The 23,774-nt window shown below is 65.6% G+C and carries 24 protein-coding genes; 15 read left to right on the top strand and 9 right to left on the bottom strand.

The window, feature by feature from the left end; genetic code table 11:
* Positions 1-4: 4 nt before the first annotated feature.
* From dusB to phoU, 3 genes are all read left to right on the top strand, one after another.
* The gene (gene dusB, locus H7K34_RS12110) at positions 5-1,138 is read left to right on the top strand and encodes a tRNA dihydrouridine synthase DusB (RefSeq protein WP_264062160.1); all 1,134 of its coding nucleotides are present in this window, start codon (positions 5-7) and stop codon (positions 1,136-1,138) included.
* Between the two features lie 221 nt (positions 1,139-1,359).
* Complete coding sequence (locus H7K34_RS12105; protein ID WP_264062159.1) at positions 1,360-3,513, top strand: LCP family protein; 2,154 nt, start codon at positions 1,360-1,362, stop codon at positions 3,511-3,513.
* Positions 3,514-3,570: 57 nt separating this feature from the next.
* On the top strand, positions 3,571-4,245 hold the full coding sequence (gene phoU, locus H7K34_RS12100) for a phosphate signaling complex protein PhoU (protein WP_264062153.1): 675 nt from the start codon (positions 3,571-3,573) through the stop codon (positions 4,243-4,245).
* Here phoU and pstB read toward each other — a convergent pair.
* The 6 genes from pstB to H7K34_RS12070 all read right to left on the bottom strand — a co-directional run bounded on the left by pstB (position 4,242) and on the right by H7K34_RS12070 (position 9,940).
* Entirely contained in the window at positions 4,242-5,018 is a 777-nt protein-coding gene (gene pstB, locus H7K34_RS12095; protein WP_108920506.1) for a phosphate ABC transporter ATP-binding protein PstB, read from the bottom strand. The genes phoU and pstB overlap by 4 nt on opposite strands.
* A gap of 13 nt (positions 5,019-5,031) precedes the next feature.
* Positions 5,032-5,946: a phosphate ABC transporter permease PstA gene (gene pstA, locus H7K34_RS12090; protein WP_264062151.1), complete on the bottom strand. Its 915-nt coding sequence runs from the start codon at positions 5,944-5,946 to the stop codon at positions 5,032-5,034.
* Positions 5,943-6,974, bottom strand: a complete 1,032-nt coding sequence (gene pstC, locus H7K34_RS12085) for a phosphate ABC transporter permease subunit PstC (RefSeq protein ID WP_108920504.1) — start codon at positions 6,972-6,974, stop codon at positions 5,943-5,945. Before pstC ends, pstA begins: the two co-directional genes overlap by 4 nt.
* Positions 6,975-7,022: 48 nt before the next feature.
* Positions 7,023-8,090 (bottom strand): phosphate ABC transporter substrate-binding protein PstS, encoded by a 1,068-nt coding sequence (gene pstS / locus H7K34_RS12080; RefSeq protein ID WP_264062450.1) that lies wholly within the window; start codon positions 8,088-8,090, stop codon positions 7,023-7,025.
* A 141-nt stretch (positions 8,091-8,231) separates the two neighbouring features.
* On the bottom strand, positions 8,232-9,170 hold the full coding sequence (gene mshD / locus H7K34_RS12075; protein WP_264062149.1) for a mycothiol synthase: 939 nt from the start codon (positions 9,168-9,170) through the stop codon (positions 8,232-8,234).
* The gene (locus H7K34_RS12070) at positions 9,167-9,940 is read right to left on the bottom strand and encodes a winged helix-turn-helix transcriptional regulator (protein WP_108920583.1); all 774 of its coding nucleotides are present in this window, start codon (positions 9,938-9,940) and stop codon (positions 9,167-9,169) included. Before H7K34_RS12070 ends, mshD begins: the two co-directional genes overlap by 4 nt.
* Before the next feature lie 187 nt (positions 9,941-10,127).
* On the opposite strand from H7K34_RS12070, the gene lmeA reads away from it, so the two are divergent.
* The 10 genes from lmeA to H7K34_RS12025 all read left to right on the top strand — a co-directional run bounded on the left by lmeA (position 10,128) and on the right by H7K34_RS12025 (position 18,229).
* Entirely contained in the window at positions 10,128-10,940 is an 813-nt protein-coding gene (gene lmeA / locus H7K34_RS12065) for a mannan chain length control protein LmeA (RefSeq protein ID WP_264062147.1), read from the top strand.
* Between the two features lie 49 nt (positions 10,941-10,989).
* Positions 10,990-11,412 carry a thioredoxin family protein gene (locus tag H7K34_RS12060; protein WP_264062145.1) on the top strand — a complete coding sequence of 141 codons (423 nt, stop codon included), beginning with the start codon at positions 10,990-10,992 and terminating at the stop codon, positions 11,410-11,412.
* Between the two features lie 5 nt (positions 11,413-11,417).
* Entirely contained in the window at positions 11,418-11,537 is a 120-nt protein-coding gene (locus H7K34_RS26915) for an Ms5788A family Cys-rich leader peptide (RefSeq protein WP_372510743.1), read from the top strand.
* Between the two features lie 96 nt (positions 11,538-11,633).
* On the top strand, positions 11,634-12,104 hold the full coding sequence (locus H7K34_RS12055) for a DUF4395 domain-containing protein (RefSeq protein WP_264062144.1): 471 nt from the start codon (positions 11,634-11,636) through the stop codon (positions 12,102-12,104).
* A gap of 38 nt (positions 12,105-12,142) precedes the next feature.
* Positions 12,143-12,976: a sulfurtransferase gene (locus H7K34_RS12050; RefSeq protein ID WP_264062142.1), complete on the top strand. Its 834-nt coding sequence runs from the start codon at positions 12,143-12,145 to the stop codon at positions 12,974-12,976.
* A 1-nt stretch (position 12,977) separates the two neighbouring features.
* A complete protein-coding gene (locus tag H7K34_RS12045; RefSeq protein WP_108920498.1) occupies positions 12,978-13,280 on the top strand; it encodes a DUF1416 domain-containing protein in 303 nt (100 codons plus the stop codon).
* 161 nt (positions 13,281-13,441) lie between these two features.
* Positions 13,442-14,110 carry a nitrobindin family protein gene (locus tag H7K34_RS12040; protein WP_108920497.1) on the top strand — a complete coding sequence of 223 codons (669 nt, stop codon included), beginning with the start codon at positions 13,442-13,444 and terminating at the stop codon, positions 14,108-14,110.
* Between the two features lie 146 nt (positions 14,111-14,256).
* Complete coding sequence (locus H7K34_RS12035) at positions 14,257-14,391, top strand: hypothetical protein (protein WP_264062139.1); 135 nt, start codon at positions 14,257-14,259, stop codon at positions 14,389-14,391.
* 18 nt (positions 14,392-14,409) lie between these two features.
* The gene (locus H7K34_RS12030; RefSeq protein ID WP_264062137.1) at positions 14,410-16,593 is read left to right on the top strand and encodes a hypothetical protein; all 2,184 of its coding nucleotides are present in this window, start codon (positions 14,410-14,412) and stop codon (positions 16,591-16,593) included.
* Between the two features lie 118 nt (positions 16,594-16,711).
* Complete coding sequence (locus H7K34_RS12025) at positions 16,712-18,229, top strand: sensor domain-containing protein (protein ID WP_264062134.1); 1,518 nt, start codon at positions 16,712-16,714, stop codon at positions 18,227-18,229.
* A gap of 245 nt (positions 18,230-18,474) precedes the next feature.
* Here the strand turns inward: H7K34_RS12025 and H7K34_RS12020 are convergent, their stop codons facing one another.
* On the bottom strand, positions 18,475-19,335 hold the full coding sequence (locus tag H7K34_RS12020) for an aminodeoxychorismate lyase (RefSeq protein ID WP_108920582.1): 861 nt from the start codon (positions 19,333-19,335) through the stop codon (positions 18,475-18,477).
* A gap of 136 nt (positions 19,336-19,471) precedes the next feature.
* On the opposite strand from H7K34_RS12020, the gene ygfZ reads away from it, so the two are divergent.
* Complete coding sequence (gene ygfZ, locus H7K34_RS12015) at positions 19,472-20,566, top strand: CAF17-like 4Fe-4S cluster assembly/insertion protein YgfZ (RefSeq protein ID WP_264062133.1); 1,095 nt, start codon at positions 19,472-19,474, stop codon at positions 20,564-20,566.
* 147 nt (positions 20,567-20,713) lie between these two features.
* A complete protein-coding gene (locus H7K34_RS12010; protein WP_264062131.1) occupies positions 20,714-20,890 on the top strand; it encodes a DUF3073 domain-containing protein in 177 nt (58 codons plus the stop codon).
* Between the two features lie 63 nt (positions 20,891-20,953).
* On the opposite strand, the gene purM is transcribed toward H7K34_RS12010, so the two are convergent.
* Positions 20,954-22,048 (bottom strand): phosphoribosylformylglycinamidine cyclo-ligase, encoded by a 1,095-nt coding sequence (gene purM / locus H7K34_RS12005; protein ID WP_108920492.1) that lies wholly within the window; start codon positions 22,046-22,048, stop codon positions 20,954-20,956.
* 70 nt (positions 22,049-22,118) lie between these two features.
* A complete protein-coding gene (gene purF / locus H7K34_RS12000) occupies positions 22,119-23,645 on the bottom strand; it encodes an amidophosphoribosyltransferase (protein WP_264062127.1) in 1,527 nt (508 codons plus the stop codon).
* Between the last annotated feature and the right edge of the window lie 129 nt (positions 23,646-23,774).

Below are 23,774 nucleotides of genomic sequence, written 5' to 3'. Positions count from 1 at the left end.
CTGCATGCGCATCGGTCCGATCACGCTCGCCAGCCCGGTGGTGCTGGCCCCGATGGCAGGCGTAACCAACGTCGCGTTCCGGACGCTCTGCCGTGAACTAGAGCTGGCCAGGGTCGGCACGGTCAGCGGACTCTACGTCTGCGAGATGGTCACCGCGCGTGCCCTCGTCGAGCGGCATCCCGTCACGATGCACATGACGACGTTCTCTCCCGAGGAATCGCCGCGCTCGCTGCAGCTCTACACCGTCGACCCCGGCACCACCTACGCGGCGGCCAAGATGATCGCCGACGACAACCTCGCCGACCACATCGACATGAACTTCGGCTGCCCGGTGCCCAAGGTCACCAAGCGCGGCGGCGGCGCGGCGCTGCCGTTCAAGCGCAGATTGTTCGGCCAGATCGTGGCAGCTGCGGTGCGCGCCACCAAAGGCACTGACATCCCGGTGACGGTCAAATTCCGCATCGGCATCGACGACGAACACCACACGCACCTGGACGCCGGCCGCATCGCCGAAGCCGAAGGCGCGGCAGCGGTCGCGCTGCATGCTCGCACCGCGGCGCAGCGTTACTCCGGCACCGCGGATTGGGAGCAGATCGCCCTGCTCAAGCAGCAGGTACAAACCATTCCGGTGCTCGGCAACGGCGACATCTACGACGCCAGCGACGCGCTGACCATGATGGCCAGCACCGGATGCGACGGCGTGGTGATCGGCCGTGGCTGCCTGGGCCGGCCCTGGCTGTTCGCCGAACTGTCGGCCGCATTCACCGGTAGCCCGGCCCCCACTCCGCCAACCTTGGGCGAGGTCGCCGACATCGTGCGCCGGCACGGCGCATTGCTCGCCGCCCACTTCGGCGAGGACAAGGGCATGCGCGACATCCGCAAACACGTCGCCTGGTATCTGCACGGCTTCCCGGCCGGATCGGATTTGCGGCGCGCACTGGCTCTGGTCAAGACGCTCGATGAACTCGACGAGCTGCTGGGCAGGCTGGACGGCACCGTCGCATTCCCGGAGGCGGCGGCCGGCCCGCGTGGCCGTCAGGGCTCGCCCGCCCGCGTCAGCCTGCCCGAAGGCTGGCTGAACGACCCCGATGACTGCACGGTGCCGGCGGGGGCCGATGTCATGCACTCCGGCGGCTGAGCGAACCCCGTTCGAAATCGCGCCCAACGCGATAAGTCAGTACGATGTGGGCCTTGCTGGATTGCGCTTGAGCGGCGGTTGGTTGTCCCGCTGCGCAGGGGCTACTGAATACGCGCGACCCAACGGGTAGCGAAGTTGCAGCGCTGTCAGCGCGGCGCTGTGCTGAATTGGCGCACGGACATCACTGACGGCGGCATCAGAGCTTCGGAGGCGGGTGAAATATGAGTGACGGCGAGGTAGACGCCACTTTTGGCCACCGCCGCTCTCCCGACCGCCAACCGGTCACCCCGACCCCTCCCGTCGCACGCAGCGCCGCACCGTGGGAGCGGTTCTCCGAATCACCCGCCGACGGTAGCATCCACCGTTGGCAGATCGAGCCCCGTCACCAGACCCACCCAGAAACACCCGCGGAGCTCTTTGCCGAGGCCGTCGAACCCCCACCCCGCAGCTCCGCCAGCAGCGGAAACCATTCCTCCGGCGCGGTCAGCGTCGCCGACCTGATCGCCAAGGTCGGCACCGGCGCCACCGGAACCCGTCATCGCCGCGCGGCCCTCGACGATGAACCCGCCGAACCCGATCCGGAGTGGTTCGTCGACCAGCAGGACACCCAGGTCATCGATACCCCGGCCTACTCACTCGACGTCGTCTCGGAGATTCCCGACCTCGAGCTCACGAACTACCCGAACGGCGACGACTCCGAGTCCGAACTCCCGGCCGAGGAAGCGAGTACATCACACCCGGTCAAACCGGAGCAGGCCCGCCGACCGAAATCTCCGGCAAGCCTGGCGCCGAAGCTCAAGTCCCGCCGTCGGCCGATACTGCTGGCACTTCGATCGCTGACCGCACTGTTTGCCGGGCTGGCGTTGGCCCTGACCGGGGGCGCATGGCAGTGGAGCGCGTCGAAGAACCACCGGCTCAACATCGTTAACGCGCTCGACCCGAACTCCGGCGACATCGTCGACCCCAGCGGTCAGTACGGCGATGAAGACTTCCTGATCGTCGGTATGGACTCCCGCTCCGGCGCCAACGCCGACATGGGCGCGGGCGACACCGAGGACGCCGGCGGCGCACGGTCGGACACCGTGATGCTGGTGAACATCCCGGCGAACCGCAAACGCGTGGTGGCGGTCTCGTTCCCCCGCGACCTGGCGATCACCCCGATGCAGTGCGAAGCCTGGAATCCCGATACCGGTAAGTACGGACCCCTCTACGACGAGAAGACAAAGACCTGGGGTTCCAAGAATATCTACACCGAAACCAAACTGAACTCGGCATTCTCCTTCGGCGGTCCGAAATGTCTGGTGAAGGAAATCCAGAAGCTGTCCGGCCTGAGCATCAACCGGTTCATCGCCGTCGACTTCTCCGGCTTCGCGAAGATGGTCGAGGCACTCGGCGGTGTCGAGGTGTGCAGCAAGACACCGCTGCACGACTACGAACTCGGTACCGTCCTCGAACATTCGGGACGCCAGCTCATTGATGGCCCGACGGCGCTGAACTACGTACGGGCCCGGCAGGTCACCACGGAGTTCAACGGCGACTACGGCCGCATCAAGCGCCAGCAGTTGTTCTTGTCGTCGCTGCTGCGTTCGCTGATTTCCGAAGACACTTTGACCGACCTGAACAAGCTCAACAACGTCGTCAACATGTTCATCAGCAATAGCCGGGTGGACAATGTCGGCACCAAAGACCTTGTTCAGCTGGGGCAGTCGCTGCAGGGCATGGCGGCCGGTCACTTTACGTTCGTCACGGTGCCCACCGGTGTGACAGATCAGAACGGCGATGAGCCGCCGCGCACGTCCGACATGAAGGCGCTTTTCAACGCGATCATCAACGACGATCCACTGCCTGAGGAGAACGACCAGAACGCCGCGAGCCTGGGGACGACGCCAACCTCGGGGCCGACAACCGCGCCCACGACCAAGAAAGCACCGCCGCCCAGCACGACTCCCGAAGCGCGACGCGAGCAGGTGACAACAACCTCGCCCGACGAAGTCACCGTGCGGGTGTCCAACGCGACCGCACAGAGCGGGCTTGCCGCGACCGCCACCACCGCGCTCAAGCGCAACGGGTTCAACGTCATGTCGCCCGATGACTATCCGAGTTCGCTGACCTCCACGACTGTGTTCGTCTCGCCCGGCAACGAGCAGGCGGCCGCGACGGTTGCCTCGGCGTTCGCTAATTCGAAGGTTGCGCGGGTTTCCGGCTACGGTCAGGTCGTCCAGGTGGTGCTGGGTCCCGACTTCAAGGCGGTTACCGCTCCCGCACCCAGCGGCTCGTCGCTCAGCGTCCAGATCGACCGCAGTCCGGGCAGCACGCCAACCAAATTGCCGGACGATCTGACGGTGACTAACGCCGCCGATACCACCTGTGAATAACCATAATTCGCTGACGTAGGCCGCCGTTTCCGACGCCGAGTAAGTAGGCTTGGCAGCATGCGGACCGCCTACCACGAGCAACTCTCGGAATTGTCCGAGCGCCTTGGCGAGATGTGCGGACTGGCAGGGGTAGCCATGGAGCAAGCGACCCAGGCACTCCTGCAGGCCGATCTCGTCCTCGCCGAACAGGTGATCTCCGGCCACGAACAGATCGCGACTCTGAGCGCCGAGGCCGAGGAGAGCGCCTTCGTCCTGCTGGCACTGCAGGCGCCGGTGGCCTACGACCTGCGGTCCATTGTGAGTGCCATCCAAATGGTGGCCGACATCGACCGGATGGGCGCGCTCGCGCTGCACGTTGCCAAGATCGCCCGCCGGCGCCACCCTCAGCACACATTGCCCGAGGAAGTCAACGGGTACTTCGCCGAAATGGGCAGAGTCGCAGTCGAATTAGGCAACGGCGCGCAAGAGGTTGTGTTGTCCCGCGACCCGGAAAAAGCGGCCCGGATACGCGAAGAAGACGACGCGATGGACGATCTGCACCGGCACTTGTTCTCGGTGCTGATGGACCGCGAATGGAGGCACGGCGTGGCCGCGGCCGTCGACGTGACGCTGCTGGGCCGTTTCTACGAACGCTTTGCCGACCACGCGGTCGAGGTGGCCAGACGGGTCATCTTCCAGGCGACGGGTAAATTGCCCGAAGACGAAGCGACGCCCCCGGTCGCCGCAAGCTAGCCGAAGCGACCGGAGATGTAGTCCTCGGTGGCCTTCTGAGACGGATTGGAAAAGATCTTCTCGGTATCGTCGATCTCAATGAGCCGGCCCGGTTTCCCCGCTGCTTCCAGGTTGAAAAACGCCGTGTGATCGCTGACGCGAGCGGCCTGCTGCATGTTGTGCGTGACGATGACGATGGTGTAGTCCTGTTTGAGCTCGCTGATCAGTTCCTCGATCGCCATCGTCGAGATCGGGTCCAGCGCCGAGCACGGCTCGTCCATTAGCAACACATCGGGCTGCACGGCGATCGCCCGCGCGATGCACAACCGCTGCTGCTGCCCGCCCGAAAGCCCGCCACCGGGCCGGTTCAGCCGATCCTTGACCTCATCCCACAGGTTGGCCCCGCGCAGTGAGTGCTCGGCGACGTCGTCGAGCAGTGTGCGATTACGCACCCCTTGCAGCTTCAGGCCGGCAACCACGTTGTCACGAATAGACATGGCGGGGAACGGGTTTGGTCTTTGGAACACCATGCCGATGGCTCGGCGCACGCCGACTGGGTCAATACCGGAGGCATAGATGTTTTCGTCATCGAGCAACACAGTGCCCTCGACCCGCGCGCCCGGGATGACCTCATGCATTCGGTTCAGTGTCCGCAGCACGGTCGTCTTACCGCAGCCAGAGGCACCGATGAATGCCGTCACGCTCCGCGGCAGAATCGACAGCGTCACCTCGGCGACCGCCTGAAACGATCCGTAGTAGATGTTGACGTCTTTGAGATCCAAACGCTTTGCCACCCAGCACTCCTCCCTAGGACTTTTTGGGAGCAAACATCATCGAGGCCACCCTGGCTCCGACGTTAATCACGGCGATCATCAGGATCAGTGTCAACCCTGCGCCCCACAGCCGATCCGTGGGGACCGGGTTGACGCCCGCGCCCGCCGCTGTCTGGTTGAACATCATGCCAGGCAGCGTCCCCATGAACCCCTTGAAGATGTCGAAGTTCATCGCTTGTGAATAACCGACCAGAATCAACAGCGGAGCCGTCTCGCCCATCACCCTGGCCAGCGCCAGCATGATCCCTGTGACGATGCCCGACAACCCCGTCGGAATCACCACCCTGACAATGGTTTTCCACTTCGGCACTCCCAAGGCATAACTCGCCTCGCGGAGCTCTGTCGGAACAATCCGCAGCATCTCCTCGGTTGACCGCTCGATCACCGGCAGCATCAACAGCGCCAACGACAACGACACCGCGAACCCCGAACGGGGGAAACCAAGCGTAGCCACACATAACGCGTAGATGAACAATGCCGCAACGATTGAAGGCACGCCGGACAGGATGTCCACCATGAACGTCGCCACACGCCCAAGTCGGGTACCACCGGAGTACTCGACCAGATAAACCGCGAGCATGACGCCGATCGGGACGGAGATCGCGGCGGACACCAAACCCTGCAGAACGGTGCCGACAATCGCGTGGTAAGCACCTCCCCCGGCGACGAAAGCCGTGGTACCCGCTTGGGAATGCGTCCACCACGAGCTGGACGCGATCGCCTTGAACCCCTTGGCGACAACCTCGATGAGCATCCACATCAATGGCGTCAGCGCAATCAGCATCGATAGCGAGACCAATACGGTCGCAACGATGTTCGAGATCCGGCGACGCCTGCCGAGTCCGGACAGCCGGCGCGCTTTGAGGGGGCGGTCGAAGATCGAAGTCATCGCCTGCCCCTCCTGGTTCCGGCAACCGCACCGCGCGCCACCGCGTCGACCACAAAGGTCAGCACGAAAAGCACCAGCCCGGCTGCGATATAGGCGCCGGCCTTGTATCGGTCGTCGAATTCCCATGCGGTGGCCGCGATCTTGGTCGCGAAGGTCGAGCCACCATCGAATAGCGACCAACCGAACGCCTTTTGAGTGCCGCGCAAAATGATCAGCAGTGCAACCGTTTCACCCAGGGCGCGGCCCAGACCCAGCATCGCGCCGCTGACGTACCCGGACCGCCCGAACGGCAGCACCGTCGTCTTGACCACCTCCCAGCGGGTGGCGCCGAGCGCCAGCGCGGCCTCGACCTGCTCGTGTGGTGTCTGCACGAAAACCTCGCGGGTGACCGCGGTGATGAACGGCAGGATCATCACGGCCAGCACGATGCCGCCGGTGAAGAGGGTGCCGCCACCGGCCACCGACGCCGTGCCGTCGGCGAACAGGAAGCACCAGCCCAGGTTCTGATTCAGCCAGGTCGCGACCGGTTCCAGTTGCGGGGCCAGTACATAGAGGCCCCAGGCGCCGTAGATGATCGAGGGAACCGCGGCCAGCAGATCGACGGTGTAAGCCAACGGCCCGGCGAGCCGCCGCGGTGCGTACTGGGTGAGGAAGATGGCGACGCCCAGCGCGACCGGCATGGCCAGGATCAAGGCGAACACCGAGACGAACACCGTCACCTGCAGCAGATCGAGGATGCCGAAGTGCATCGTCGAGGTGTTGGTCGTGACCCAGTTGCCGCGGTAGGTGAAGAAGTCCTCTTGATTGCGCTTGAACGCCGGTGCCGCACGCAACAGCAGGAAGCCGCCGATCGCAACGACCACGACGGCGATTAGTACCCCCGAGGACTCCGCCAATTTGCGAAAGATCCGGTCCCCGAAACGGGGCTGAGCGCCGTTCCATGAGCGGATCGGTACGACCGGTGCCCCCGCATAGCGCCCAGCAACGACCGCACCCGAAGCCGCCCGGGCCGGATCTGGCGTAGTCACTGTGAATCCATCACTGCTGGTTTTGCTGTCGCTCCTTGGGCCCGGGGGCTACTGCATCGCATCGATCGCGGCGACCAGTCGCTCCTTGACCTTATCGGTCAACGGGATGTAGCCGACCGACGAGAGGTTGGCCTGACCGGAGTTCGCGGCCACGGTCAGAAACGACTTGATCGCGGCTGCGGTCTCTGCGCTGTATCCCCTCGAGCAGACGATCTCATAAGTGACCAGCACCAACGGGTAAGCACCCCGCTGGGCGGTGCTGTACATCGAGTCCAGGTTCAGCACCAGGTCGTTGCCGGGCGCCACGAAGGTGCTGGTGTTGACAGCGTTGGTGGCCGTCTCATTGGTCAGCGGAACCACTCCATTGCCCGTGTCGAGTTGCGCGTACGGAACGCCTGCCTGGTCGGCGAAGCCTTTTTCGACATATCCGATGGCGCCGGGGGTGGTGCGCACCGCCTGGATGACACCAGACGACTTCGCTGCCCCTTCGCCGACACCGCCCTGAAATTCGGTGCCGACACCTTTGGACCAGGTCTCGGGTGCGGCGGCCGTCAGGTACTTCTGCAAGTTGTCGGTGGTTCCGGATGAGTCCGCCCGGTAAACGGGCGTGATATTGCTGCCGGGCAGCGCTATCCCGGGGTTGAGCGCCACCAGGATCGGGTCGTTCCAGACGGCGATCGTGCCGGTCAAAATCCTGGCCAGCGCATCACTGTTGAGGGTCAGCGTAGGTATCCCGGGCAGGTTGTAGACCAGGGCCACCGATCCGAATACCAGTGGCAGGTCCCACGCCGGGTTGCCGTCGCAGCGTTTGGTCGCGGGCAGGATCTGGTCGGCGACCAGCGGCGAGTCCGATCCCGCGAAGTCGACATGGCCGGCGATGAATTGCTCGCGGCCCGCACCCGAGCCGGTCGGGTTGTACGAAACCGATTTGCGCGGGCAGTACTGGCCCCAGACGTGGCTGAACACGGCGATCGCGTTCTGTTGGGCGGTCGACCCTTCCGCGGTCAGTTCGCCTTTGCCGGTACAGGTCACCGTCCCGGCGGGTCCGGAGGCGGCTTGCGCCGGATCGCGGCGATTGTCGTCGTTGCCGCAGGCGGTCAACCCCGCACTGGTCATCGTGATCGCCAACACCACTGCCGCCAGCGTCTTGCCCACGCTGTCCAGGCTCACCGATCTCGCCCTTTCTGACCCATTGCCCAAGTGGTGAACGTGCGGTGAATAGTCAACGGGCACACCACTGCTGCCTATGCTTTCTGCTCAGCTCGCCGTTGGCGCCGGCGCGTAAGCGGTATCGACGCTGTAGGTGGTGAATCCCTGGCGCTGGTAGGTCCGCAAGGCGGGAACGTTGTCCGCCTCGACGTAGAGCAGCACGGTCACCTCGTGTGCGTTTGACGGTCCGGCCAGGTGTCGAGCCAACCACTCGATGCCGACGGCCGTCAGCAGCTGCCCGAGCCCGCGGCCCTGCGCCGAGGGATCGACACCGAGGACATACACCTCGCCCAGGCGCGGTTGATCGAGGTGCACTTTGGTCCAGTGGAAGCCGAGCAGCCGGCCCGCTTCGTCGCTTTCGGTGTTGCCGAACGCCAAGAACAAACCCGCGGGGTCGAACCACGCCTCGCCGCGCCGCTCCGCCAGATCGGCCGCGGTCCACCCGCCCTGTTCCGGATGATCGGCGAACGCGGCGTTGTTGACCCGCAGCAGCTCGGCGTCATCGCCGGTGCCCGCGTAGCTGCGGACCCGCACGCCGGGCATCGGGCTTACCGGATCGGGGATCTCGCGAAGCGAGAGTCGCATCTGGACGAGTTCCCGCACCGGGACCAGACCCAGCGCGGACGCGGTCGCCCGGGCCGGCTCCAACGTGCCATGCGCCCAGAACCTGTTGCTTCCACCGGTTTTGACGATCGCCGCATGTCCCATCGCCGTGCCGATACCGCGCCGGCGGGCCTGCGGGTGCACGACGAGTTCGGCCATCCCGTTCCCGTCGTCCCGCGGCGGGCTGAGATTGAGGTAGCCCTCGACCGTGTTACCCGAGGCGCTGGTGACCAGCAGATGATCGGTACGGTTGTGCCCGAGTTCCCGCAGAACCTGCTCTCCGACGGGTGCTATCCCATCGAATTCTGTTGCCGCCGAAACCAATTCACGCACACGCTGCTGCTCATCGGTGGTCAGTGCGGAGCGCCAGTCGGGCGCGATCACTGACTGTGGAGCGGGTCGGCCAGCGGGTCTTCGAGATTCTGCACGTCGTGCTCGTCGCTTTCGGCGGCCTCGTCGGGCGCTGCGATCGGTGCTCTGCCGCGCGCCGGCCGGACGGCCTTGTAACCCACGTTGCGCACGGTTCCGATCAATGCCTCGTACTCGGGGCCAAGCTTGGCCCGCAACCGGCGCACGTGCACATCGACCGTCCGGGTGCCACCGAAAAAGTCGTATCCCCACACCTCGTGCAGCAGCTGGGCGCGAGTGAACACCCGGCCGGCATGCTGGGCCAGGTACTTCAGCAGCTCGAATTCTTTATAGGTGAGGTCGAGCGGGCGGCCGCGCAGCCGCGCGGTATAGGTGCCTTCGTCGATCACCAGCTCACCGAGACTGACCTTGCCGGCACTTTCCTGGTCGGCCAGCCCGCCGTGACGACCCACCACCAGCCGGATCCGGGCGTCGACTTCTGCCGGCCCGGTGCCGGGCAACAGAATTTCGTCCAGCCCCCAATCCGCGCTGACCGCCACCAGGCCGCCCTCGGCCACGACAGCAATGACCGGCACCGACCGGCCGGCCGTGCTCAGCAGCCGGCAAAGCCCACGCGCGGCCGACAAATCGGTGCGCGCGTCGACCAGCACCGCGTCCGCGGTCCCCGCCTCCAGCAGCGAGGAAGGTTCGGGCGGCGCCGTCCGCACGGTGTGGGGGAGCAACGACAACGACGGCAGGACCGGGTCGGGATGCAGCTCCGAGGTCAGTAGTAGTAGCTCCAACAAGCCCCTCCAGCTCGTGGGAAAGGCATCTCCCAGATTCATGCAGCCACGTGGCGTTAGTGGCCAGGTCGTCTAACGATAACGTGCTACCTGGCCTTTGTACGTGTCGTTGTCAGTTACTGTGAGCCCCACCACGAGGCGGGCCTGACCGCAATCCCCCGCCGCGCGCCGCGGCGAACTGCGCCACAATATGCGGATGCGCAGGGTGTTGATCAGTGTGATCGTCGCGGTGTCCGCCGTGGCGGTGATCGTCATCGGTGCCGTCGGCGCGGACTACGGAGCCAGCATCTATGCCGAGTACCAGCTCTCGCGCACCGTGCGCAAGGCGGCAAACCTGGGGTCGGACCCCTTCGTGGCCATCCTGGCCTTCCCATTCATCCCACAGGCGATGCGTCGCCACTACAACGAGCTCGAGATCAAGGCCAACGGCGTCGACCACGCGATGACCGGTAAGGCCACGCTGGAAGCAACCATGCACTCGATCGGCCTGACGGATGCATCGTGGCTGATCAGACCCGATGCGAAGCTTCCGGTCGGCAAGCTGGAAAGCCGCATCATCATCGACTCGACGCACCTGGGCCGATACCTGGGCATGGGCGACCTGATGGTTGAGGCACCACCCGCCGAGACCAACGACGCCACCGGTGGCACCACTGAATCGGGGATTTCCGGCAACCACGGACTGGTCTTTAGCGGTACACCGAAATCGGCCGACTTCGACCATCGGGTAAGCATCTCGGTGGACCTATCCATCGCCGCCGACGACCAGGCGACACTCGTGTTCACGCCGACCGGCGTCCTCACCGGACCGGATACCGCCAACCAAACCGTTCCCGATGACAAGCGCGACGCGGTGCTGCGCGCCTTCACCGCCAGGCTGCCCAATCAGCGACTTCCGTTCGGCGTGGCGCCTCACACCGTGGGAGCGCGCGGCTCGGACGTGATAATCGAGGGCATCACCACGGGAGTAACCGTGACCCTCGCGGGGTTTAAGCAGTCATGACCCGCGCCGGAGACCTTGCAGCGCGAAACAACGAGATGGAGCGGCGCCAGTGACCACCGTCATCGTCGCGATCGCCGCGGCGCTTGCCTTAGCGGCAGTGGTGGGCTGGTTGCTGACGCGGCGCTCGGGAGCCATCAAAGAAGTCGGTTCCAGCCCGGGCCAGGGCGACGACGCCGACACCGCGGGCCTGGGTCTGTCCCGCAGCGGACCGACCGTCGTGCATTTCAGCGCACCGTGGTGCGGACCCTGTGATCGGGTACGCCGGGTGGTCGACCAGGTCTGCGAAAACCTCGGCGATGTAGCCCACGTCGAGGTGGACATCGACGCCAACCCGGGCGCGGCACGCCAGTTTTCGGTGCTGTCGCTGCCGACAACCTTGATTTTCGATGTCGACGGACGACAGCGTTACCGGACATCGGGTGTCCCCAAGGCCGCCGACCTGCGGTCTGCCCTCGAACCGCTGTTGGCTTGATCGCAATGTCATTGGGTAAGCTAACCGACGTGTCATCCCGCATGGAGCCCATGCTCACCAACCGTCGCGCAGTCGATCTGTGCCGCATCGCGGGTTGTTGTTGTTGCTGTTGCTGTAGCTGCTGAGTAGCCGCGCCCGCCCGCGCAGCACTCGGAGCAGCCCGGAACACCACCGTGGCATGTCCCCACCGTTTCCGTGCAACAGGCAAATAGGAGTCTTTCGTGTCAAGCAGCAATACCAGTGCCGCGCTGGATCGCGTCGACGTTCGTGGACCCAGATTCGCGGCCTGGGTCACGACGGCGGTGCTGGTTGCGACCCTGATCGTCTCGGCGCTGAGTCCGTCGGCAGCCGCGATCATTCTGGGCCTGCAGGCCGTGGTCTTTGCGATCGGCGCTCTCGGCGGCCCGCGCCGGCACCCCTACGGCCGGTTGTTCGCGACCCTGGTGGCGCCGCGGCTGAGCCCGGTCAAAGAGCGCGAGCCGGTGCCGCCGCTGAAGTTCGCCCAGTTGGTCGGCCTGATCTTCGCGATCGTCGGTGCTGCCGGATTCGCCGCCGGCGCGCCTTTGGTGGGTGTCGTCGCAACGGCCTTCGCCCTGGTGGCGGCCTTCCTGAATGCGGCCTTCGGCATCTGCCTGGGCTGTCAGCTTTATCCCCTCGTGGTTCGCTTACGACCGACCGCCGGTACGGCGTAACCGCAGTTCATCGAAAGTTATCGAAAGGAATCCCTACCATGGCACGTTCCGACGTCCTGGTCTCCGCCGAGTGGGCTGAGAAAAATCTCGACGCCGCGAACGTCGTATTCGTCGAGGTCGATGAGGACACCGGTGCGTACGACGGAGGCCACATCGCCGGCGCGATCAAGCTGGACTGGCGAGACGACCTGCAGGACCAGGTCAAGCGCGACTTCGTCGACGCGGAGCAATTCTCCAAACTGCTGTCCGACCGCGGCATAGCCAACGATGACACCGTGATCCTCTACGGCGGCAACAACAATTGGTTCGCCGCCTACGCCTACTGGTACTTCAAGTTGTACGGGCACGAGAAGATCAAGCTGCTCGACGGCGGTCGCAAGAAGTGGGAACTCGACGGACGCCCGCTGACCAGCGACGAGGTGAACCGTCCGGCGACCTCCTACACCGCTGCCGCGCCGGACAACACCATTCGCGCCTTCCGCGACGAGGTGATCGCCGCCATCGGCGCCAAGAACCTGGTCGACGTGCGCTCCCCCGACGAGTTTTCCGGCAAGATCCTCGCTCCTGCGCACCTGCCGCAGGAGCAGAGTCAGCGGCCGGGGCACATCGCCAGCGCCATCAACGTGCCGTGGAGCAAGGCCGCCAACGACGACGGGACCTTCAAGTCCGACGAAGAGTTGGCCAAGCTCTGCGCCGACGCCGGCTTGGACGGCACAAAAGAAACGATTGCGTACTGCCGAATCGGGGAACGTTCGTCGCACACCTGGTTCGTTCTGCAGGAATTACTCGGGCATCACAACGTCAAGAACTACGACGGCAGTTGGACGGAATACGGCTCCCTGGTGGGCGCCCCGATCGAGTTGGGAAGCTGATATGTGCTCTGCACCTAGGCAAGGACAGACGTTGCCCGCCAGCGTCGACCTGGAGAAAGAAACCGTGATCACCGGCCGCGTCGTGGATCGCGACGGTCAGGCCGTCGGTGGCGCGTTCGTCCGGTTACTGGACTCGTCAGACGAGTTCACCGCCGAGGTCGTCGCGTCGGCCACCGGTGACTTCCGCTTCTTCGCGGCACCGGGAGCGTGGACGCTGCGCGCCCTGTCCAAAGCGGGCAACGGCGACGCCGTTGTGTCACCGTCGGGCGCGGGCATCCACGAGGTGGACGTAAAGATCGCCTGACCGCCTGCGCCGCGGCCGGATCCCCGGGCACGCCGCGGACGGAGCGAGGCGAATAGACTCACTATCGTGGTGCTCTTTTTTGAGATCATTCTGGTCGCGGCAGTACTGGTCATCTCCTGGTTTGCGTTGTACACCCTCTACCGACTCATCACCGACGAGTCGTGACTCACGCCGAGGCCCCTGAGGGTCCGTCCGGTTCTGCAGGCTCCGGCGACCGCGCGGTGGCTGCCGCCGCCGAACGAGCCAAGGTGACCGCCGCGCGCAATATCCCGGCCTTCGCCGATCTGCCGGTCCCGGCCGATACCGCGAACCTGCGCGAAGGCGCCAACCTCAACGACGCACTGCTGGCTCTGCTGCCGCTGGTCGGCGTGTGGCGCGGTGAGGGCGAGGGCCGCGGACCCGATGGTGACTACCGTTTCGGCCAGCAGATCGTGGTCTCGCACGACGGCGGCGATTACCTGAATTGGGAAGCCAGGTCCTGGCGGCTCGACAACGACGGCAACTACCAGGAACCCGGCCTGCGCGAGACCGGCTTCTGGCGTTTTGTCCTCGATCCCGACGACCCGAGCGAGTCACAGGCCATCGAGCTGTTGCTCGCCCACTCGTCCGGCTACGTCGAATTGTTCTATGGGCGACCGCGTAGCCAGTCGTCGTGGGACCTGGTGACCGACGCTCTGGCCCGCAGCCGAACCGGCGTGCTGGTCGGGGGCGCCAAGCGGCTCTACGGCATCGTCGAAGGCGGCGACCTGGCGTACGTCGAGGAGCGGGTGGACGCCGACGGCGGACTGGTCCCGCACCTGTCGGCGCGGCTATCACGATTCGTCGGCTAGCGGCCCGCTGCTGTTGCCCGACTTAGGAACTCGGGAGTAGCTAGCGAGTAATTCGGCACTCGCACGAAACCATTGCTTTCGGCCGACCTTTTGCGTGTACTGTTCGACGTCCGAACAGCCGACACCGCGCGAAGGGAGATCGGCGGATGCGTCCCAACAGGGCACCCTCGCCCACGCTGCGATGGGCCCTAACCGCGGTCGGCCTGCTCCTGATCGTCTATCTGGCTGTGCTGGATCTGAGGCCCTCGATCACCGACGCGTTGCCGCGAGGTGTGCGATAGTTCGGCCAGCCGGGATCGATGCCGACGCTCGCGATCGTTGTCATCGTGCTGATCTGGGCATCGGTGCTGACCTTCCGCTCGGGCAGCAGCCACCGAGTGGTGGGTGTTTCGTTCACCCTGATCGCAGCCCTTGTCCCGATGACAGCACTTTTGGGGCTCACCTCCTATTGGGGATGTCACGACGCCAACCACCCCGCCTTGTTCACTCCGCTGATGGCGACGGCCAGTCTGGTCAAGGGCGGCACCGGCGACTTCTCGGTGGGCGGGCGAACCTGCCCGAACCCCACGCCCGTCGGCCTGGAACTGGCCCGAATCGCGGCGTTGTCGGCGATCTTCACCGGACTGGGCGGCGTCGTGGTCGGAGTCTTCCGATCCCAAGTGGATCGGCTGCGCGCCAACGTCGCCGAATCGGTCACGGCCGTCGTCGGTGTCGACGCCGACACCCAATCGATGATCAGCGCCGTCGCACGCACCCTGGACCGGCGCAGCACCCTGGTCGTCATCACCGGTGCCAGCGACGACCGCGTGCAGCGAGCCCGTAGACAGGGCGCCCGGGTGGTGCTGGTGGACTTCAATACACCGTCGACCCTGGTATCACTCCGTTTGTGGCGCAACCTATCTCGTCTCTACCTGATGGCTCCGGACCCGGCGGTCAACCTGTTGTGGCTCGACCTGATCAGCCGCCGGCTCTCCGAGGTCGCCAACAAGCAGCGGTTGCCCCTGATCGTGCGGATGGACGATCCCTGGCTGGCCCAGGCGTGGCGCGCCCAGCAGTTCGGCGGATCGGACACCCGCTGGGCTGCCGACGTCGTCGGCAAATACGAGGTGACCGCGGGCCGGCTCCTCGACAGCGTCATCGCAACGGAGCGAACGAAGCACGTATTTATCTGCGGCACTTCACAGTTGACATTGGCACTGTGTGCGGACCTGACCCAGCGCGCCCTGGAACGCGACTTCTACACTCCGCCCGGTGCGGTGGCGCTGCCCGCGCTGACCCTCGTCGAAAGAGACGCCGAAGAGTACCTGCGCGATCACGAATTCCACCGTCAGCAAGCGGGATTCGCCTCGGAGGGGCCGACGATCGACGCGGTCGCCGAGGCGCCGACAGTACCGACCATGCTGAAGCTGATCGGCGACGCCGAGCCGGCAACAAGTGCGGTGATCTTCGTGGACGCCCTGGCCGGGACAACCGCGGCAAGGCTGGCCGCCCGCTTCCCCGACATGCCGATCTACGCCTCGGATCTCAACACCAGCATCAGCGACGACTCCATCCAGGTCGTCGGCCGGCTGCAGTCTTACTCGCTGGTGCTCGACACCCGGGAGGGTCAGGTCCAAGACGCGTGGGAGCGTGCGGCACGGCTGATTCACGAGCGCTACGTCTCGACGATCGATCCGGAAGGCCCCCGGTCTCCGGCCGCGATGCCGTGGACCGAGCTCAACGAGTTCTACCGCGGTTCCAATCGGCGCCAGGTCCGCAACGCGTTGTGGATGGTGGAGCAGATCGCGGGACACACCTGGAATACCTGGGGCAGCCCACCCGCCCAGCTGTCCGGCAGCGAGATGGCGGGATTGGCTCCGGCCGAACAGCTTGCGTTAATGGGCTTCGACCATGACTCCGCGCTGCGCATGGCCCAGGCAGAGCATGAGGATTGGTGCCGTTACTACCGCCGCAACGGCTGGAAGTACGGCTCCCCGCGCGACGACTCACGCAAGATTCACAACAAGCTCGTCGACTGGTCGGTGGTGGAAAGCGACCCGGATCTGCTCAATGCCGCGGTGCGGAGTTTGGCGGGCACGCTGTGGAGCCTGCGCCAGCTGGGTTTCCGGTCGCGGCCGCTGTGGCAGTCCTACACGCGGGTGGGAACGGTCATCGCCGAACAACGAAGCGCGCCATGGACATGGAAGTCGGACTCGGGGCACACAATGCGCGCCGCCGCCGGTGACTGGGAGATCCACGAGGACGCAAAGGTGTGGTCGGTGCGCGACGACATCTTCCGGGACACCTACGAGCCGGCGGGCGACGGGCAGTGGCAGCGCAAGGGGCGGGTGCAAGCTCGTCCGGCCTATCCGGGCGAGACCGTTAACACTTTGGAGGGTCCGACGACCGCCGCGGAGGGCGACTGGGTGGTACGTGGATCCAGCGGCGAGCAGTGGCCAGTTCCCGGGGAAGAGTTCGCGCGGCGCTACGCCGAATCTCGCTGAAAATTTGCGCATCCCGAAGAGCCCCAACACTGATACGGTATCGGCGCATGTGCGTACGGGTCGCGCAGGCAGGCTTTCGCCCCCTCTCGTTCGCTCCGCTTGACCCTAGGAGACTGCGATGGCGCTGTTTATCAGCTACTCGAGCCAAGATCGGACGACGGTCGACGCCCTGACCACCGCCCTGCGGCGCGGGCAGAATCAGGTGTGGTTCGACCAAGAGCTCGGAGGCGGCGACTCCTGGTGGGCCAAGATCCTCGAGCAGATCCGCGACTGTGAAGTGTTCATCGTCGCGCTCTCGAGTAACTGGCTGCAATCCAAGCCGAGTCAGGCGGAGTTGCGCTACGCCCAGGCGTTGGGCCGTCCGATCCTTCCCGTTCGGATCGGTGACGTCGACAGCATGCGGGTGAATCCCCTTGCCGCATTGCAGATCATCGACTACCGGGAACCGACGGTTGACGCCGGCATTCAGTTAGTCACCGCGGTGCACGGGCTCCGCAGCAAGCCGGTGCCGCTGCCCGACCCGCTGCCCGAAGAGCCGCCGGTGCCGTTCGGTTACATCACCCGGATGGGGAACACCCTCGCCGAAAAGGAGCTCAGCCCCCAGCAGCAGATCCAGCTCCTGATCGAGTTGAGGTCGGGGTTCGACGAAGACGGCGACGATCCCAGCGCGCGCAGCGACATCGCGCAGCTTCTGCGCATGCTGCGCCTACGGCACGACGTCACATACCGCACCCGAAGCGAAATCGACAACGTGCTTGCCGAAATCGAGGCCAAGGACGGGCCACCGGGCAGCGCCGCCAAGGTCCCACCGCCGGCGGCCGCGGCCACCCAGCCCAGCGGCTCGACCGCGGTCACCGTCCCGACCACGGTGAGCGGCGGAGCGAGGACCGGCGGCGGGTCTAACAAGCGGCTGATCCTGATCGGCGGTGCCGCGGTGGCTGTCATCGTCGCGATCGCGGTCGTCGTGATGCTGACGACTCAGGGCGGCAAAACCAAACCGGCTCCGAAAGCCTCCAACTCGAATTCTGCTCCGGCAGAGCTTAATTCGGGTTCGAACTCATCGCCCGGCTCGGGGAAGCTCGATTCCTATCTGATCGGAGCCGCGGAAGTCGGCACCGTCGTGGGTGACCCGAACATGGTGGCCGGCGAAAAATTCAGCCAGCTACGCAATCCCAAATGGACACTGTCCGACCCGGCCTGCGCTGGCAGCTACGAGCCCGCCCTGGCGGCGGTGTACCAGGGCGCCGGCGGCTTCAAAGCGGTGGGCGGACTGGTTGTGCACACGGCCGGGCAGGACCCGCCGAACCGGATCATCGAATCGGTCGCCGAGTTCTCGTCACCCGATGCGGCCAGCGCATTCGTCCGGGAGTCCGCGGAAAAGTGGAAGACCTGCGCCGGAAAAACGGTGACGGAGAAGCTCAATGGCAACAGCTACGACTGGGCTTTCGCGGAAGTCGGCGGCACCGTGCCGAAGATCGCGCAACAGCGCACCCGGGGTGACAACGCTAAAACCTGCCACCACGTGCTGCATGCGCAGGGCGCCACGGTCATTGACGTGACGACGTGCGGCCCGAATGCGGAGCCCGGCCAAGCGGGCAAGATCGCCGAGCAGATCGCCGGAAGAGTCGTCCAGTAACAGCGGATGACATGGAGCGGCCCCCGAGTAAGGCGCCCGGTTGGACAGACCGGGAAGCTCGGGGGCCGGGTGACTACCGGGAATTCGCCAGCGCGCGTAAAGGCCACTAGCTCTTCGGAAGCCAGTGCAGCTAGCGGGTAGCCACCTCACATGTCCATGAAGCTATCAATTTCGCGGACCACCTCCTTCCCTGTGTACGGCCGACCGTACCCGCCGTTCCCCGAGCCGACAACACAATTCAGCGCTCAGCGATCGCTGACAATGGCCGCGTCGACCAGCTCGGCGAACTCCTCTGCAATGGGTGATCGAAGTAGCCGCCGACCGTCAAGCGTGTGCACGCGGGCGGCCAGGGTCATGCTTGATACCAGCCAGATCCCTTGGGCAGCTTGCAAGTCCGCAACCCTTAGCGCGCGATAGTCGCAGTCGTAGCCCTTACTGCGCGCCACCTCGAACAGGGCCTGCTGCGTGGTGCCGCGCAAAATGGGATACCAGGGCGGCGGCGTCAGCAGGCAGGGACCCGTATCGGAATCGGTGGCGATCACCACCGTTGAGCGCGGGCCTTCCAGGATGTAGCCGTCCGAGCTGACGAAGATGACGTCACCGGCACCCTGCCCCGCGGCGTGCCGCAGCGCGGCCATATTCACCGCGTAGGACAGGGTTTTGGCGCCGGCCAGCAGCCACGGCATCTCGCCGGCACCGATCGCGGGTAGTCCCCGGTCCAGCGTGATCGCGGCGACCCCGTCGTGGCGAACCGTGGCCACCCTTTCGGGGACACCGCTGACCATCACATACGCGGTGGGTGCCGAACCGCTCTCCCGGCCCCGGCTGTAGATCAACCGCAACGCGCCCTCGTCGGTCGAGCCGTTGGTCCACTGCCGGGTAGCGACGTCGATCGCGCGCCGCCAGCTCGGCAGGTCGGGTGCCGGCAGATCCATGAATTTTGCCGATTGCGTCAGGCGCCGCAGGTGCGACTCGACCAGACAGGGACCGCCGTCGCGGACCAACAGGGTCTCGAAGGCGCCGTCACCGCGGACCGCCGCGAGATCGTCAGCGTGCAGCAGCGGAGCATCGGGTGGATGTATTTCGCCGTCCAGAGTGACGATCACACCCGTCTGACCTGCCATGCCGACAGAGCCTAGCCGTCGACGTCAGGGGCGTAGCCGGGCGGCCGAATCCGTAGAGTTGACAGGTGAGCTGCGCTCGCGACGATGCAGAGCCAAGCGATGAGGAGGAGCAGCGCACATGAGCGCAGTACCCGCACCCGATTCCGGACCCGACGCCGGCGCTATCTGGCACTACGGCGATCCGCTGGGCGAGCAGCGCGCGGCCGAGACCGACGCGGTGCTCGTCGTCCGCTCGCACCGCGCGGTCCTGACGCTGACCGGCGCGGACCGTCAAACCTGGCTGCACAACATCTCGACCCAACACGTCAGCGAGCTTCCCGACGGGGCCAGCACGCAGAATCTCAGCCTGGACGGGCAGGGCCGCGTCGAAGACCACTGGATACAGACCGAGTTGGGCGGCGTCACCTACCTCGACACCGAACCGTGGCGCGGTGAATCGTTGCTGAGTTACCTGAGCAAGATGGTGTTCTGGTCGGATGTCACGGTTGCCGCCGCCGACACCGCGGTCTTGTCGCTAATCGGGCCGCGGTTGGCCGATCAGGCGGTGCTCGACGTGCTTGGCCTGGACGCGCTGCCCGACGACTTGGTCGCAATTGCGCTGGCCGGCGGTGGCTTTGTGCGGCGGATGCCTTCGTCGGTCGCCGGTCAGATGGAACTGGAACTGCTGGTGCCGCGCGACGAGGCGGCCGGCTGGCAAACCCGCTTCACAGAGGCGGGCGTGCGACCGTCCGGGGTGTGGACCTACGAATCCCACCGGGTCGCGGCGGTGCGTCCGCGCCTCGGCGTCGACACCGACGAACGCACGATTCCGCACGAGGTGCGCTGGATCGGTGGTCCCGGTGTCGGGGCCGTCCATCTGAACAAGGGCTGCTATCGCGGGCAAGAGACCGTCGCTCGTGTGCACAACCTGGGCAAACCGCCCCGGATGCTGGCGCTGCTGCACCTCGACGGCTCGGTGGACCGGCCAGCTACCGGTGACGCGGTGCTCGCCAGCGGTCGCGCCGTGGGACGCCTCGGTACCGTCGTCGACCACGTGGATCTGGGGCCGATCGCGCTCGCGTTGCTCAAGCGCGGGATACCGGCCGATACCGAATTGGCGACCGGTCCCGAGGCCTCGGTCGCGGCCGTCATCGACCCTGATTCGCTGCCGCCGACCGAGCAGATCGGCGCCGGGCGTCTGGCCGTCGAGCGGTTGCGGGGCGGCACCAGATAATGTCCGCTGAAGTCCAACACGGCGGGCAGGGGGCACCAACGCTCGTCCATGAGGCACGGTAAGCTGTCGGCAGGACAATAACGACACCAAGAGATCGGAGCCGCCTACTTGTTAGGCCGCTCCGTTATTGCGCGAGGGGGTTCCCCCATGGGCCGCGGCCGGGCTAAGGCAAAGCAGACCAAGGTTGCTCGAGAACTTAAGTACAGCTCCCCGCAGACCGATTTCGATCGGCTTCAGCGCGAGCTGGCGGGGACCGGTGAGGACGGATCCGGCGAGCTGGATAGCGACGACGACTCTGCGGAACACGACGACTGGCGCCGCTAGAACTTCCTCCGTGCCGATGCTGCATGCATCGGCACAATGTTGTTCCCAGTTAGACGCCGGCTTTTAAAATCTGGGGTGCTGCCCAACCAGTTTTGCGCGTGGGCCTTCTTTTCCGCCCTTGCAGATTGTCCCCAACACCCAGCAGTTCAGATGCCGTGCGGTCAATATCGCCAACGCGCGGTCGGTGTCTTCGGGCGCGACGACGGCGATCATGCCGACACCCATGTTGAAGGTCTTCTCCATCTCTACGCGGGTGACCCGGCCGCGCTGGGCGATCATCGCGAACACCGGCGCGGGCGTCCAGGTCCCGCGGTCGACTTCAGCGGTCAGCCCGTGCGGGATGACGCGCTCCAAATTGCCCGCCAGTCCGCCACCCGTGACATGGCAGAACGTGCGGACATGGGTTTCGGCGGCCAGCGCCAGGCAGTCTTTGGCGTAGATCAGGGTGGGCTCCAGCAACTCTTCACCCAGGGTGCGACCGAACTCCTCCACGTAGCCGGCCAGGTTCATCCGATCGATCTCGAGTAGCACCGTGCGGGCCAGCGAGTATCCGTTGGAGTGCAAACCGGAGGATCCCATCCCAATGATGACGTCGCCGGGTTTGACCCGATCGGGTCCCAGCACATTGTCGGCCTCCACCACGCCGATCCCGGTAGCCGAAATGTCGTAGTGGTCGGGTTCCATCAGCCCGGGATGTTCGGCGGTCTCACCACCTAGCAGCGCGCACCCCGCCCGCATACATCCCTCGGCGATGCCGCCGACGATCGCGCTCAGTCGCTCCGGCACGGTTCGGCCGACCGCGATGTAGTCCTGCAGGAACAGTGGCTCGGCGCCGCACACCACGAGGTCGTCGACCACCATCGCCACCAAGTCGAGGCCGACAGTGTCGTGCTTGTCCATCGCCTGCGCGACCGCCAGCTTGGTGCCGACGCCGTCGGTGGACGCCGCAAGCACCGGCTCGCGGTAGTCGCCGCGCAACGCGAACAGTCCGGCGAATCCGCCCAGCCCGCCACGCACCTCGGCTCTGGTGGCTTTTGCCGCCAGTGGCTTGAACAGATCGACCGCGCGGTCACCGGCTTCAATATCCACCCCGGCCGACGCGTAGGTAATGCCCTGGCTGCCCGGTTCTTCTCCGGGGCTTTTTCCGGGATCGGTCATCGCGATAAAGGCTACCGGTAGGCGCTTCGCGCCGGTGTCAAACGTCTTTGAAGTACCGGGGCGAATTCCGTCAGCGGTCGACGGGAACCTCGTCGGCCGCGAGATCGCCCAGCTCGACGCCGCGCGCCGCGTTGGCGAGCATGTGCTCGATGACGTTCTTGCCCAGTGCGGTTTCGCTGGGCAGCTCGATCGGATACTTCCCATCGAAGCAAGCCGAGCACAGTCGTGAGGCCGGCTGCTCGGTCGCGGCGATCATGCCCCGCAGGGAGATGTAGCCCAGAGTGTCGGCGCCGATGGCATGCCGAACCGCCTCGAGCATCTCGTCCTCGTCCTCGACGGCGTTGGCGATCAGCTCGGCCGGCGACGGGAAGTCGATGCCGTAGAAGCACGGCCACTTCACCGGTGGCGAAGCAATGCGCACGTGCACCTCGACGGCGCCCGCCTCGCGCAGCATTCGCAGCAACGCACGCTGAGTGTTGCCCCGCACAATCGAGTCGTCGACGACGATGAGCCGCTTGCCGCGTATCACCTCGCGAAGCGGGTTGAGCTTCAGCCGGATACCCAACTGGCGGATGGTCTGGGACGGCTGGATGAATGTTCGCCCGACGTAGGCGTTCTTCATCAGGCCCTGCCCGTACGGAATCCCGGACTCCTGCGCGTATCCCACCGCGGCGGGGGTGCCGGATTCCGGCACCCCAATCACCAGGTCGGCGTCGACGGGGCATTCGCGGGCCAGCCGGCGGCCGATCTCGAGCCGGGCGCCGTGCACCGACCGGCCGCCGATCGTGCTGTCCGGCCGGGCCAGGTAGACGTATTCGAAGACGCAACCCTTGGGCGTGGGGTTGGCAAAGCGGGTGGACCGCACTCCGTCCGCATCGATCGCCAGCATTTCGCCCGGTTCGATGTCTCGCACGAACGAGGCACCGACGATGTCGAGCGCGGCTGTTTCAGAGGCCACCACCCAGCCGCGATCCAAGCGTCCAAGCGAAAGCGGCCGCACCCCGTGGGGGTCGCGGCAGGCATACAGCGTGTTCTCGTCCATGAACGTCAGACAGAAGGCCCCGCGCACGGTCGGCAACAGTTCCAGCGCCGCCTGTTCCAGGGTGGAGTCGGCCGCGCCGTGGGCGAGCAACGCGCCCAGGATGTCGGAGTCCGTCGTCGCTGGAGCCGGGCAACGCTTGGCGATCAACCCCGCGTCGCGAGCGCGTGCGGCAAGTTCAGCGGTGTTGACCAGATTGCCGTTGTGACCCAAGGCAACCCCGGTGCCGGCCGCGGTGTTGCGGAACACCGGCTGGGCGTTCTCCCAGGTGGTATCGCCCGTGGTGGAGTAACGGCAGTGCCCGATGGCGACGTGACCCGGCATGGCCGCCAGCGTCTGCTCATCGAACACCTGGCTCACCAGGCCGAGGTCTTTGAAGACCAGCACCTGAGACCCATCGGCGACGGCGATACCGGCGGCTTCTTGGCCGCGATGCTGCAGCGCGTAGAGACCGTAGTAAGTGAGTTTGGCGACTTCCTCGCCCGGGGCCCATACCCCGAATACACCGCACTCTTCGCGGGGTGAGTTCAGGTCCTGCTCGGATTCCTGGACGGTCACAGTGGGCGGCTCCCTAGCGAGGGGTAGTGACGCTACGAAGTTTACGGCTACGTAAGGCCCCCGCACGAATCTGTTGGGCGTGTTGAGCGTCGAGGTTCTCGGCGTGTCACCCTAAACCTGCAGTTCAGA

Source organism: Mycobacterium montefiorense (assembly GCF_025823255.1).
Lineage (GTDB): Bacteria > Actinomycetota > Actinomycetes > Mycobacteriales > Mycobacteriaceae > Mycobacterium > Mycobacterium montefiorense.
Note: the sequence above shows the minus strand (reverse complement) of the source record. Positions and strands in the feature narration are given on the sequence as shown.